This is a genomic window from candidate division WOR-3 bacterium (genome assembly GCA_016867815.1).
GTDB lineage: Bacteria > Hydrothermota > Tepidihabitantia > Tepidihabitantales > Tepidihabitantaceae > UBA2258.
In genome coordinates this window covers 1-13,164 of record VGIR01000082.1, presented here as the reverse complement: position 1 = coordinate 13,164, position 13,164 = coordinate 1, and the positions used below count along the sequence as shown (strand labels likewise).

The 13,164-nt window shown below is 63.4% G+C and carries 9 protein-coding genes and 1 tRNA gene; 7 read left to right on the top strand and 3 right to left on the bottom strand.

Features of this window, described 5'->3' with window-relative positions:
- Positions 1-645: 645 nt before the first annotated feature.
- Both FJY68_11215 and FJY68_11210 read right to left on the bottom strand, forming a co-directional pair.
- Positions 646-1,488 (bottom strand): hypothetical protein, encoded by an 843-nt coding sequence (locus tag FJY68_11215; protein ID MBM3332396.1) that lies wholly within the window; start codon positions 1,486-1,488, stop codon positions 646-648.
- A 52-nt stretch (positions 1,489-1,540) separates the two neighbouring features.
- Entirely contained in the window at positions 1,541-3,133 is a 1,593-nt protein-coding gene (locus FJY68_11210; GenBank protein MBM3332395.1) for a T9SS type A sorting domain-containing protein, read from the bottom strand.
- Positions 3,134-3,310: 177 nt separating this feature from the next.
- On the opposite strand from FJY68_11210, the gene FJY68_11205 reads away from it, so the two are divergent.
- The 6 genes from FJY68_11205 to FJY68_11180 all read left to right on the top strand — a co-directional run bounded on the left by FJY68_11205 (position 3,311) and on the right by FJY68_11180 (position 9,882).
- Positions 3,311-4,246 (top strand): hypothetical protein, encoded by a 936-nt coding sequence (locus tag FJY68_11205; GenBank protein ID MBM3332394.1) that lies wholly within the window; start codon positions 3,311-3,313, stop codon positions 4,244-4,246.
- 103 nt (positions 4,247-4,349) lie between these two features.
- The gene (locus tag FJY68_11200) at positions 4,350-5,030 is read left to right on the top strand and encodes a L,D-transpeptidase (protein ID MBM3332393.1); all 681 of its coding nucleotides are present in this window, start codon (positions 4,350-4,352) and stop codon (positions 5,028-5,030) included.
- The gene (locus tag FJY68_11195) at positions 5,030-5,683 is read left to right on the top strand and encodes a hypothetical protein (protein MBM3332392.1); all 654 of its coding nucleotides are present in this window, start codon (positions 5,030-5,032) and stop codon (positions 5,681-5,683) included. Before FJY68_11200 ends, FJY68_11195 begins: the two co-directional genes overlap by 1 nt.
- A gap of 255 nt (positions 5,684-5,938) precedes the next feature.
- Positions 5,939-6,025, top strand: a tRNA-Ser gene (locus FJY68_11190).
- Between the two features lie 69 nt (positions 6,026-6,094).
- Entirely contained in the window at positions 6,095-6,826 is a 732-nt protein-coding gene (locus tag FJY68_11185) for a hypothetical protein (protein MBM3332391.1), read from the top strand.
- 35 nt (positions 6,827-6,861) lie between these two features.
- Positions 6,862-9,882 carry a heavy metal translocating P-type ATPase gene (locus FJY68_11180; protein MBM3332390.1) on the top strand — a complete coding sequence of 1,007 codons (3,021 nt, stop codon included), beginning with the start codon at positions 6,862-6,864 and terminating at the stop codon, positions 9,880-9,882.
- A gap of 80 nt (positions 9,883-9,962) precedes the next feature.
- Here the strand turns inward: FJY68_11180 and FJY68_11175 are convergent, their stop codons facing one another.
- Positions 9,963-10,940 (bottom strand): redoxin domain-containing protein, encoded by a 978-nt coding sequence (locus FJY68_11175; protein MBM3332389.1) that lies wholly within the window; start codon positions 10,938-10,940, stop codon positions 9,963-9,965.
- 126 nt (positions 10,941-11,066) lie between these two features.
- Between FJY68_11175 and FJY68_11170 the strand changes: the two genes are divergently transcribed.
- Complete coding sequence (locus FJY68_11170; protein MBM3332388.1) at positions 11,067-12,062, top strand: membrane dipeptidase; 996 nt, start codon at positions 11,067-11,069, stop codon at positions 12,060-12,062.
- Positions 12,063-13,164: the final 1,102 nt, after the last annotated feature.

The window sequence follows — 13,164 nt, the reverse complement described above, 5'->3', positions numbered from 1 at the left end:
GAAGCGCTGGCGCCCTGGCGAGATGCGCTGGCGCTGGTGTGTAGCTGGGCTGCTACATGCCGAGCAGCACTTCCGGTGCGTAGATGGCTACCGGCACATCCCCGCATTGCTGAGTGCACTGGAACGGTCCGCGTCACCGAAAGAAATTGACGCAACAGAGAGAGTTGCCTAAAGTGATGTGGGAGCCGCTAGGAATTTCAACTAACCGAGGGACATGCTCCATGTAGAGTCAGTGGAAGTGTCACCGGTTTAGTCGTCCTTCATGTTACTTGGTCAGTCTATTCCTGAGTGACTTTCGTAGTCACTTGTCGTGTGACCTGTCTGGCAACTTCACGAGTGACTTAGGAAGTCGAATCTTCCGTTGATTCTGCAGCTAGGCCAGCAATCTGCTCGGCCGGGCCTCTTGTGCCCCGGCCGAGAGATAAGTCGCCAGATGACTTGCGGTCTAGCGCGCTATGGCGACCTTGGTCACGACGCTTGATGCATCGTGCTTCAAGCACGACGCCGAACGTTGAAAGTACACTTCGGGGCTCAACGTGCCATTGGCGCCGGCGCCAGACGTGACGGTGATCGCCTGCTCGCCGTCTACGTCCAGCAGGCCTCGCGGCTCGTGGCTTGCGGCAGGTGAATAGTGCGGAAACGCGATCAGCGGACCGGCTGCCAGGTGAAGATGTGCCGAACGCCGGCGGGTACGTCGAAGCCCGGGGCCGAATCTGTCCACGCGCCGGCCAGGCCCAGTTGTCGGCAACTCAACTCGAAGTGGCACATCGCGATGCCGACGTCGACGTCGTGCAGGCGCCGCTGGTCGTATCTGGCATTGATCGACTTGAGGAAGAAGTGGAAGCTCGCCGAACCGGCTTCGCGGACAATCCGCCAGGGCTGGGTGTTCCCGGCTGATGGTGCCAGGCGGACCGTCTCCAGCGGCTCAGCATAGGGCCCGGCCGCTTCCGGTGAAAGCGGCGTCCCGAACTTCCCGTCCGAAAACAGGTCGCTCCAATTCCGGCGTCGCGTCGCACCGACCGCGGAGCGAACCAGTCGGTCCTTCATTCCGGGGTTCTCAGTGGTCGGGCCGACAACGCAGACGGCAGGCATCAGCTCGTCGGGCCCGGGTTTGAACTCGCCGGCGAAGCGCGGATCGAAGTATCCCAGCCAGCAGGTCCCGAGGCCGAGTTCGGTCGCCTTCAACACCAGCTGCTCGAGCAGGTAGCCGTAGCTTGTATGAGCTTTGTCAGACCCTCGGATTGCCCCGACCAGGAAGTTCCTCGGGCGGGAGATGATTCCGTAGTCACCGAGCCGCGCCTCGCGCCGAGCTTCGTCGGTCCACCGGACCAGCGCGAACCGGGCGGGCTCGGCGGCAAGGCCCCGGTCGAGCGAACCGGCTGCGGCCTCAAGTTCGCGGGCCGCGGCCTCGGCTATCGGCTCGGGTTGATAGCTCCTCGACGAGCGCCGGGCACGGACAATCTCGGATACGCTCTTGCTGAACTTCACCGGCTACTCCTTTGCTTTGTCCGGTTCGAACCAATCGCGGGGGTCTTCTCATCTAGCGCAGCACTGCTACTTTGCGGACAGCCGGCGAAACGCGGCCTGCGGTCGGCGACTCCTCACGCACAAAGTAGATGCCGGGAACCAGGGCGGTGACGTCGTTCGGGCCGGGGCGGAGAGAAAGGACCGTACGGCCGGACGCGTCGAGGAGGACGATTTCAGATTGCAGATTGGAGATTGGAGATTGCAGATTGAGGACGCCGCGGGCGATGGTTGCGGTCAGCAAGGGGCGAGGAGCGAGGGGCGAAGGGCGGAGCTCGGAGACAGCACCTGACACGGTTCCGCGCCAGACGCAGATGGGGTTACGGGAGATGACGCCGGTGCCGCCGGTGTTGAACCCGGCAATCGAGTCCTGCTCGAAGCTGATCGCGAGCGAGTCGCCCGAGCAGTTCCTGGCCAGGAATGGGAAGCGTTTCGATGTAGCGTCGGAACTCGTGACACGCGTCGGCGAACTCCACGTCGTACCGTCCGGCGACGAGGCGACAAAGATGTCGGCCCGGAGGCGACCGGTGGAGGGCTCGAAGTTGGTCGAGTCGAATTCTTCCCAGGCGCAGTAGAAGGCGCCGCTGGTAGGGTTCTGGCCGAGACTGGGCCGGCCGCAGTAGGCGGCGTTGCCGCCGATTTCCCCGGAGAGGTTCTGGGCGCCCGCACCGTGGATGAAGTGCCATTCGCTGGTGCCGGAGTTGTAGACCCAGATCTGCGCCGGGTTCTGGAGCGCCGAGTCGGTGACGAGCGGCACCAGCGTTGTCACCAGCCGCCAGTTGTCGTCTTTGTCGAACAGCGGGGTGGCGCCGATGAAACAGACCGTGCCCGAGTCGGTGCCGAAAACCGACGGCGGGGTCAGCTTCCGGGTGGTATCCCAGTTCGCGCCGCCGTCAGAGGAGAAGCGGTAGGAGAGCGCCAGGTCGGCGCCGTTGCCGCTCATCCAGGTCGCGAGCAGTCTGTTCGAGGCGCGCGAGGCAACGAGGTTGTGGCCGAACGCGCTGGCGACGTTCCAGAAGACCGGAGAGTCCCATGAGCCCCAGGTGGTGGAACGGGCGTAGTAGAGGTTATCCGACGCCGCAAAACGGATTAGGAGCAGGTTCGTGGAGCCATCGGACGGAATCGCCATGACGGGCAGGAAGTACTCGGTCAGGGACGGAGCGCCGAGCCACTCGTTGAAGATACCGGCGCCCGGGGCGAGGTCATCAACCACGACCGGGGTGAAGCCCGGCATGCCGGCGGCGTAGTGGGCGGCGATGCGAGCCGAGCCGTCGACCGGGTCGATTTCCAGGGTCCCGAACCCGGTTTTGCGGAACTGGGAGTTGGTGCCCGAAACCATGAAGTCGGGGTCGAGCCAGTTCCAGGCCGACGTGTTCCGGTCGAAGAAGTTGTACTGCATGGTGCGGTCGGACCAGGGCGTGGCCGAGTTCGCGTACATCCAGGTAACGTGGATGCCGTAGGCCGGGTCGTTGATTACCCATTGCAGGGCCGGTCCGGAGTTCTGGTCGTCGTAGGTGGTCCCGCCGACCGTGTCGATTACTCCCACCGGCATCGGCCCGGCCGCGAGCACAGCGGCGCAAAGCAACAGCGGTACGACAACTGACTTCATCAAGCCTCCTCGATAGTTGGGAATCCATGCCTGCGTCTCGAACCTGGAGAGAATCTAGCGAAACCGCCTCAGTTCGGCAAGTGCGGGGTTGGATTGACACGGCTGGCTGCAGCGGCTATACTCCTCCGCCTTCGACCCGGACCTGCCCGTCGAGGCGGATTGATTTTAGGAGCAACATTGCGCGCGGTTATTGTTTCCTGGGTCCTCCTCGCCGGCATCCTGGCCGGCGCTACGCTCAGTGACGCGACAGCCAGGCGAAAGCTCAGGCCGACGCTCACGGTCGGGGTCAACGGGTCCGACTTCTACTGGGACAACATCGGACGGTTCGTCCTGCCGGGAGAGACGCTCCGCCTCGCGACCTCGGACGACGCGGGCAGCAGCGGCTGGGTCGCGTCGGCCGGGGAACTCGTAGATATGGGGAATGCCACCTGCTGGGTAGCGCCGCAGGAGCCGGGGCTCTACCCGCTGATGGTCACCGGGGGGAACACGGTCCGGCGCATCAACGCTTTCGTGATGATTCCGTACGACAGCCTCGACCAGCGGGGCTATCTCAAGGGAGTGAAGATCGGCAGGTACCCCAGGCCCATCGACGATTTCCCGAACTTCAGGAAGCCGAAGGGATTCATCGTCACCACGCCCGACAATATCGACACGCCGGTGTCGCCGCGCTACAAGCTGCGGGATTTCGTGTCGCGGACCATGGACGGCTACCCCAAGTACACGGTCCTGCGCGAGGATTTGCTCGTCAAGCTGGAGCTGCTCACCGACCTGGTGCAGAGCCGGGGCTTCAATTTCGACCGGTTCTCGGTATTCAGCGGCTACCGCCCGCCGGCGCTCAACCGGCGCGTACGTTACGGGCGAAACAGCGCCCACATATACGGCGGCGCGGCCGACATCATCGTTGACGGCAACGGTGACGGCTGCCTCGACGACCTGAACCATGACGGCCAGTCGAACCGGAAGGACTCGAAGCTGCTGGCGGGCCTTGCCGAGGAGCTGGAGCGGAAGCATCCGGAACTGGTCGGCGGCGTGGGCTGGTACAGCCGTACGCGCTCGCGCGGGGCGTTCATCCACGTTGATGTCCGCGGCAAGCATGCCCGCTGGCATCAGTGAAACCGCGAACGCCGACCGCCAACCGACGAATCCCCAACCCGGAGCGGACGCGAACCGAACGCCCTAGGTTTTACGCTCGGCGTTCGGCATCTGTCGTTTCCTTGTGAGTCCGGTCAAGTCAATCGGCATCATCCTCCTTTCGGCGCTGGTGATGCTCTGGTCTGAGGTCTATTTCCCGGTCAAGGATAGCATCGGACTGGACATTTTCCGGCTGGCCTACCGGATGTACAAGACCCGGGCTGAGACAGTCGTGATGCGGCTGGAACTGCCCAAGCTGGGGCCGGAGATAGAGGCTCTCAACAGCTCAGTGAAGCAACTGGCCGAGCAATTCGCGACCGCCTTCACCAGCGAGTTGTACGTCGTCGTCAATCCCAACGGCAACCGGCTGTCACTGCTGCGGGGGCAGAAAGTCGTGCTCGAGGCAGCCATCTCCACCGGCAAGAACACCACGCTGAGGCACGGAAGCCGGACGTGGGTGTTCCAGACTCCCCGCGGCATCATGAGCGTCATCCGCAAGAAGAAGGACCCGGTCTGGCTGAAGCCGGACTGGGCTTTCCTGGAGACGGGCGAGTCGATTCCGGCATGGAACTCGCCGTTGCGAAGAGAGAAGGGCGTGCTCGGCGCATTCCTGCTCGACCTGGGCGGCGGAGTGATGATCCACGGCACCCCGCAGGAGCATCTGCTGGGACGAAGCGTTACCCACGGCTGCATCCGGGTCGGGTATGAAGACCTCAAGGTTCTCTACGATTCGGTGGAGGTCGGCACCAAGGTGTTCATATTCTGATGGGCATGAGAAGCACCGGTTTTCTCGCCGTGGTTGCGACCATCGTCGGCAGCATCGCCCTGGTTCGCCTGGCGGACGCGGTGGGGAAGCGCGAGCTGATACGCGCGGCCGCTGAGGCGGACGCCGAGGCCAAGGCAGTCGCCGGTCGACATGACAGCCTGCAACTGGTCAAGGTGAAGCTCGAGCAGGATACCCAATTCCTGAACTACCGGATCGCCTCGCTCTCCAGACGCGAGCCCTACCTCGTCATCAACCGGTCGGAGCGAAAACTCACCCTCGCGGTCCAGGACAAGACGGTGCTGGAGACCAGATACCGGTTCCGCCAGACCCGGGAGGAACAAGATGAGTACGCGGCTCTGCCCAGGGCGACGCTGGAAGTGGTCAACAAGCAGGTGCGGTCAACCTGGTGCAGGCCGGACTGGCTGTACCGGCTGGAGGGAGTCACGCCGCCGGCAGATTCGGCCGCGCGCTGCGTCAAGGACGCCTTCGGGGCAGGCGCGATCTTCCTCGGCGGAGACATCGTGATTCACGGCAAGGTCAGCGAGGATGTGCCGGCAGAGGCGATCGACCACGGTTACATCGAGCTCGACTCGATGCCGCTGAAGACCATAGTTGACGCCGTGAAGCCGGGAACACTGGTACTGATCAAGTAGCCCCCGGACCCGGGATTGATGGCCACGAAGACACGAAAACGGAGTGAAACGGACAGGTGGCATCCCGCACCCATTCGTTTCGTGTCATTCGTGCCATCGGGGCCAAGCGACGGGTTTGGGCGTAGCCTCAGGGTTTGACAGTCGGGCAGCATCGGCTAAGCTGCAGAGAAAGGGGTTCAAGGGTCCTGGGGTCCAAGGGCCCTGGTGCTCGGCCTGAACCCCGGAACCCCTGACCCCGCGACCCCGCAGTTCCGTGGAGAGGTGCCGGAGTGGACGAACGGGCATGCCTGGAGAGCATGTGTACTCGTAAGGGTACCGTGGGTTCGAATCCCACCCTCTCCGATTGTTCTCAATCGGTAGGGATTCGTCGCGCCCGGCGCGCGTCAGCGCGCCACGACCCCAGAGGAGAGCATGGTGACGCGGGCGCATAGCGAATCCCACCCTCTCCGTTCTGCTGGCGGAGGCCAGCAGAACGGAAGTACGAATGACGAAGTCCGAATGACGAATCAAGCCCGAATTCCCAATTCCAGGGTCCAAGATCCAGAGTCTTCACTGCACGTGGATCCGACCGAGCCGCTTGATTTCCGCAACGCCGCGGAGTGGCGGCGGTGGCTTCGGCGCAACCACGCGAAGTCGCAGGGCGAGTGGGTCTACATGTACAAGAAGGCCGCAAAGTCCGGCCTGCGCTATCAGGAGGCGCTGGATGAGGCGCTCTGTTTCGGATGGATAGACGGCCAGATTCACGCGGTGGACGAGGAGAAGTACCGGCAGCGCTGGACGCCGCGACGGAAGGGCAGCATCTGGTCACTGGTCAATCGCCAGAAGGTCAAACGGCTGACGGCCGAAGGCAGGATGACGGATGCGGGGCTGGCCGCGGTGCGGGCGGCAAAGCGGAGCAGCAAGTGGCAGTCGGCCTACACGTCAAGAACCGCGCCGCAACTCCCCACAGACCTGCGGCGCGCGCTCAAGGTCTCGCCTGAGGCGTGGGGCAACTTCAACAAGTTCGCCCCCACCTATCGAAACATGTACATTGGCTGGGTGGCGGACGCGCGGCAGCCCGAGACCAGGAGGCGCCGGATCTCGGCGGTCGTCCGCCGGGCACGCGCAGGCCGCAAGCCGGGCATCTCGTCGCTGTACGAATGATGCACCGAAGTGCGCCTGCATCCGTCCAATAGAAGATGCGCGACAAGATGGCGGACGTACACACCGACCCGGTCTGTAGGATGGAGGTCATTGAGGGGCAGGAAGCGGCGCGGCGGGATTACGACGGCGTAATGTACTTCTTCTGCTCCAAGGTCTGCGCCCGCAAGTTTCAGCAGAACCCCGAGTCCTACGTCGGTACGGAGATGCCCGTCGTGCAACCGGCGGCGGAACCAGATGCCGCATCCGGCGGACTGGCGAGGTCTCACGTCGACCCGGTCTGCAAGATGCACGTCATCGCGGGCCGGGAAGCTGGCAAGTGGGACTACAAGGGAACGACCTACTATTTCTGCAACGTGGGCTGCCTGAAGCGGTTCCAGGCCGACCCGGAACAGTTTCTTGGCGGCAAACCGAAGTCAGAGGTCAAAAGCCAGAAGGCAGAAGTCACAACTGCCCGAGTTTCACCACAAAGACACGAAGACACCAAGAGTCCGAAGAATCGACAATCGACAATCGTCAATCGTCAATCTCATATTGACCCGGTATGCAAAATGGTCGTGCGCGAGGGGAGCGAGGCGGGCAAGTGGGACTACAAGGGAACGACCTACTACTTCTGCAACCCCAACTGCCTCAAGCGGTTCCAAGCTGAGCCGGAGCGGTTCCTTGCCCGACCGAAGTCAGAAGTCAGAAGTCAGAATGCAGAAGGTAGGACTACCGAAGCGAACGGCGAAGGGCCAATGGCGGAAGGCGACTCCGCATTGCCGGAGCCAACGATCCTTGAGAAGCCGGAACTGGGAAGGATCGAGACTATCACTCTCTCGGTCGGCGGCATGACCTGCGCAAGTTGCGTGGCCACCGTGGAGAAGGCGCTAACCCGGTTGCCGGGTGTGAAGACGGCCACAGTCAACTTCGCCATCGAGAAGGCGATCGTGGAGTTCGACCCCAAGGTGTCGCCGGTGCCGTCACTGGAGAAGGCCGTCGTTGATGTCGGGTACGAGATCATCCATCAGGCCGCGGATGCTGAAGAGCGCTCGGAAGTCGAACTCCGTCACGCCTCGAACCGGCTGGTCTGGGCATGGATTCTCGGCCTTTTCCCGATGCTGATGATGCTGCTGCACAGCCTGCACCTGTTTCACGTCTCATGGATGGTCTGGCTGGACGTTGCCTTCTGTGCCGCGGTGCTGTTCGGGCCGGGCTGGACCACGCTGCGGGGGGCGTGGGGCTCGGTGAGGGCTGGTTCGGCCTCGATGGACGTGCTCATCGTGCTCGGAGTGGCTGCGGCGCTGGGCTCGGGCGTCGCCGTGCTGGCCGGCCTGCCGATCAAGAGCTTTGCCGATGCCGGCGGGATGGTGATGGCCGTGTTCCTTACCGGCCGCTACATCGAGACCCGCGCCAAGGGCCGGGCTTCGCAGGCAATCAAGAAGCTCGTCGCACTCGGCGCGCGGACGGCGCGGCTGCAGCTGGCCGAAGGCGTCGAGAAGGAAGTGCCGGTAACGCAGCTCACGCCCGGCAGCCTGATGGTCATTCGGCCCGGAGAGAAGATCCCCACCGACGGTCGCATCGTAGAAGGGGAGAGCAGCGTCGACGAGTCAATGGCGACCGGAGAGTCGCTGCCGGTCGACAAGAAACCCGGCGACGAGGTGATCGGCGCGACCGTGAACGGCAACGGGCTCATCAAGGTCTCGGCGACCCGCGTCGGAAGCGACACGTTCCTCTCCCAGGTGATCAGGCTGGTCGAGGAGGCCCAGGGCACCAAGATCCCGATCCAGGCATTCGCCGACAAGGTGACGGCGAAGTTCGTGCCAGTAGTGCTGCTGGTTGCGGCGGCCACGTTCGCGGTATGGATGCTCCTCACGCCGACAATCAAGCCGATGCTCGAGTGGGCCTCCACTTTCCTGCCCTGGGTGAACCCGAATCTCTCGGTCGTGTCCCTGGCGTTCTTCGCCGGAGTCGCGGTGCTGGTGATTGCCTGCCCCTGCGCGCTGGGGCTGGCGACGCCAACCGCTCTGATGGTCGGTTCGGGCATGGGCGCGGAGCGCGGGATTCTCTTCCGCTCCGGAGAGGCGATCCAGACACTGAAGGACGTTCGGGCGGTCATCCTCGACAAGACCGGGACGATTACCCGGGGCAGGCCGTCAGTCACCGACGTGATACCGGCGCGGGACATGACTGAAACCAGCTCGGCGGTTTCGGATCGTGTCCCAAGCCGGGAAGACGAAGTGCTGCGGCTGGCGGCCTCCCTGGAGCAGGGCTCGGAACACCCGATTGCGGGAGCCGTTGTTGCCGCGGCGCAGTCGCGCGGTGTCAGGCTCACGCTGCCCACCGCTGTTCAGGCGGTGCCGGGCAAGGGAATCAGCGGCAAGGTCGATGGAATTGAGGTCCTTGCCGGCAAGGAACTTCTGCTCGCCGAGTGCGGAGTGGACTGCCAGACGCTCGAACAGGCCGCGGCCGAACTCAGGAAGCGGTCGCGGACTGCGCTCTACGTTGCTGCCGGCGGCAAGCCGCTCGGCGTCATCGGGGTGGCCGACACGGTGAAGCCTGACTCGGCGCAGGCGATCTCCGAACTCAAGGCGCTCGGCATCACCCCGATTATGCTGACCGGCGACAACCGTGAGACGGCAGCGCAGATCGGTGCCGAGGCGGGAATCGGTCGCATCGTGGCTGAAGTGCTACCGGCCGAGAAGCGACGGGTAGTGAAGGAGTTGCAGCAGGAATTCGGCAGCGTGGCGATGGTAGGCGACGGTATCAATGACGCGCCGGCGCTGAAGGCCGCCAATGTCGGCATCGCCATCGGCACCGGAACGGACGTGGCGATTGAGTCGTCGGACGTGACACTTGTGCGCGGCAGTCTCACGGGAGTGGTTGCGGCCATCAGGCTCTCGCGGGCGACATTCGTGAAGATAAGGCAGAACCTGTTCTGGGCGTTCTTCTACAACGTCGTGGCCATTCCAATCGCGATGCTTGGTCTGCTCCATCCCATCATGGCCGAAGTGGCAATGGCCCTGTCCTCAATCAACGTCGTCACCAACTCCCTCCGCCTGCGGCGGACCCGGCTGTAGTCAGGGTCATAAACCGACGGCCGGCCGCAATGGCCGGCCGTCCTGCTATGCTGCCCGACGGGCAGCGGCTAATTCTTCCCTCAGCCCTGGATGGTGCTCTGGGCTTCGTCCAGCACCACCGATCCCGCGTTTAGCCTGAGCATCTTCTCGGTGGCGGACGCGACGGCGGTCCAGGCGGCTCCGCCCTGGTACGTGACCGCGCCAGCCGAGTCCAGGAGGACGATAGTCGGCACCGACTGCACGTTCCAGCACTTCTGGGTGGTCTTGCTCGTGTCGTATACGACCGGGGCGTCCGGGACGTAGGCCTTCTTCACCGTTGCTTCAGACTCGCCGATGTTGACGAGGAGGCTGGTGACGTCCTTCTCCTTGAGTACGGCGGCGACCTTGGGGAACTCGCGGATGGCTACGCTCGAGAACGGACACTTGGTGTCGACAAACGCGAGCAGGATGCCGCCACGACCCTTGAGAGCGGCCAGCGGCTTGACGTCGCCGAACAGGTCGGGCAGTCTGGTCGTGGCCAGCAGCGGCGCAGCATCCAGCTGCGAGGAACCGAACAGCGACGCCTCCGGTCCGCGGTCAGCCGTCTCCGCAGCCAGGGCCCTGACCCAATCGCCGAGGTCCTTCTCTGCCGGCTGCGAGCCGCGGTATCGTACCCGTCCGTACTTGTCGAGGAGGGCGAACTGCGGGTAGATCGTCGTGCCGAGCGCCTCGGCGATCTTCATCTTCTTGTCACGGACGACCGGGAAGGGCGCCGGCCTAGCGCCGTAGTAGTCTTCGAAAACCTTGTCGTCGACGACCGGCTCCAGCCGGGCGAAGGCCAGGTTCGGGACGGCCTTGCGGCCGGCCAGGTCGATCATCATGTCCAACCCGCTGTTGCTCAGTTCGCAGCCGATGGTGCCGAACTCCACCAGGACAATCTGCCCTTCCAGCTTGTTGTCCTTGAGAAATGACGCGACCATCCCGTTAGCTGCCGGCTTCGTTGCCGGAGTCCTCGAGCCGCAGGCGACTGCCAGCAGAGCGACCGCGGCCGTTATGTACAGGTATCGGTGTATGCTCACTTAGGCTCCTCTGTCGTTTGGGAATCAAAAACATCTGCAGATGTTCTAGCGGACCGGGTGTCTCCTGTCAAGCCGAACCGGGTTGACCAACGGCCCGGCCGAACATATACTCCACAACAACTGCCCATGCAGGCTGCATTCACCTCCGGTTCCGACCAGCAGCTGCTCGTCGATCTTCATACCGATGCGCTGTATGAGCACATCTGTGGCCGGAAGGACATCACGCAGCGGTCGGACAAGGGGCACCTCGATTTGCCTCGGATGAAAGAAGGCGGCGTTAACGGCCAGGTCTTTGCCGTCTGGGTCAGCCCGACCCAATTGAAACCCGATGAGTACTGCGGCTTCGCCATCAAGGGCGCGGAGGCTTTCGATCGGGTCTGCGGACGGAGCGCGGACATGGTCGCGCCCGCAAGGAACCCGGATGAGTTCAGGCAAGCTGTCGTTTCGGGGAGGATTGCGGCGGTCCTGGCGGTCGAGGGCGGCCATGCGCTTGAGGGGAGATTGCAGAACCTTGACCGGCTCTTCGAGCACGGGGCGCGGGCGCTGACGGTTACATGGTGCAACTCCAATGAGCTGGGCGACTCGAGCAGCGATGAGAGCAAACCGCACAACGGGCTGTCTCCGCTCGGCCGTCAGGCAGTGCGCCGGATGAACGAACTCGGGATGATCATCGACGTCTCCCACAGCGCGGACAGGACCGTGTTCGACATCCTGGACGCGAGCCTCTCCCCGGTCATCGCCTCCCACTCCGGAATCAGGGCAAGGCGTGACTTCGATCGCAACCTGACCGATGAGCAGATCCGGGCAATCTCAGCGAATGGCGGCGTGATTGGGGTCGTGTTCCTGCCTTACTTCCTGCGCGAGCCGGAGGAGAGGGCCTCGATCGAAGACGTGCTTGACACCGTCGACCACATCTGCCAGCTTGTCGGCCCGGACCACGCCGCGCTGGGGTCAGACTTCGACGGGTTCAGCGGCGCACTTCCCGGGCTCGAGGATGTGACGAAGATGGGTGCGATTGGAGCGGGCCTGCGCAGACGCGGGTTTCCCGAGGGCGACATCACGAAGGTACTTGGCCGCAACTTCCTGCGCGTTTGGGAGGCAGTCGCGGCCAAGTCGGGTTGAGGTACGGGCCCGGCAGAGTTAGGCCCGATGCGCCGGAACCGGCCGCGGACGCCCGGTCGAGGCGCTATCGCTCGGTATACTCACCCAGTTGCTTGACATCGGACGGCAGCTCCCCGGCGAAAGCCCTGAGGTTCTCAATCAGCCCGCTGATTGCGGAGGAGTCTAGTGCACAGAATGACACGAGGTCGTCATAGCAGGCGACGTTGTCGGATATCCGCCATTGCCCGACCTCGTGCCACTTCCGAATGGAATACAATCTGGGGTAGACGATGGCCACCGCTGCTCCCGCCTGTCTTGCCAGGCTGTCAGCCTGTTCCAGGTGATAGCGGTTCTGACGCTTCAACCTGGCAGGCTCGATGCTACCCAGACCCACGAAATCCAGGAGCCTTACGTCAGCCAGAAAGGTAGCAGCACCGATATCGTTTACGGCGACCGATTTGTCCTGATAGTACGTCCTCAGGAATAGCCCCATCTGGTACTGCTGTTCGTATATGTTCTTTGTCGCCAAGGGCGTATCCCGCAGAGATCTGAATGCCCTGAGACCAAGGGGGCGGGCCACGAGGACAAACAGCAGTGCGGCCGCGCCGTAGCGCGGTAGCGCCTCCCTGCTGACTCGCCACGAGGGTTTCTCAAGGTGGAGATCGCCAACGGCGGCAGCGATAACGGCTACTCCAAGGAACACGAGATACGCCTCATACCTGTAGAACCACCCCGTTTCCGCGTACTGCAGGTGCAGAGAGGTCGTGCCTACGAAAGTCGCCAGCGCGCACGCAGTTGCGCTCCAGACGATTCTCCTCCTGAGGTGCAGTACGAGCAGGAGGAGGGCGGTGATCAGCAGGCAGAGGACATGTGGATTGTCCCATGCATTGCCCCAAGCCCTGGTTCCCAGAAGGGTCTTGACGATTCCCCCGACGGTGAGGTTCAGGGACGGCGTCTTCATGATCATGCCATTCGGCAGAAAGTACCAGCCCTGTGAGAGGGACCAGCCGCCGTACGCCACCACAGGCAGAAGAGCCGCCGTCCCGATAGCCCCGGCGAGAAGGCCGCGTTTCTTTAGAATCAGCAGGATGCAGACGACAAAGACCACGAATGCCCCTTCGTA

Bases quoted from the DNA above. Each gene is read 5' to 3' on its own strand.
- FJY68_11210 (MBM3332395.1), bottom strand. From the start codon at position 3,133: ATGAAGTCAGTTGTCGTACCGCTGTTGCTTTGCGCCGCTGTGCTCGCG.
- FJY68_11195 (MBM3332392.1), top strand. From the start codon at position 5,030: ATGGGCATGAGAAGCACCGGTTTTCTCGCCGTGGTTGCGACCATCGTC.
- FJY68_11185 (MBM3332391.1), top strand. From the start codon at position 6,095: ATGGTGACGCGGGCGCATAGCGAATCCCACCCTCTCCGTTCTGCTGGC.
- FJY68_11180 (MBM3332390.1), top strand. From the start codon at position 6,862: ATGCGCGACAAGATGGCGGACGTACACACCGACCCGGTCTGTAGGATG.
- FJY68_11170 (MBM3332388.1), top strand. From the start codon at position 11,067: ATGCAGGCTGCATTCACCTCCGGTTCCGACCAGCAGCTGCTCGTCGAT.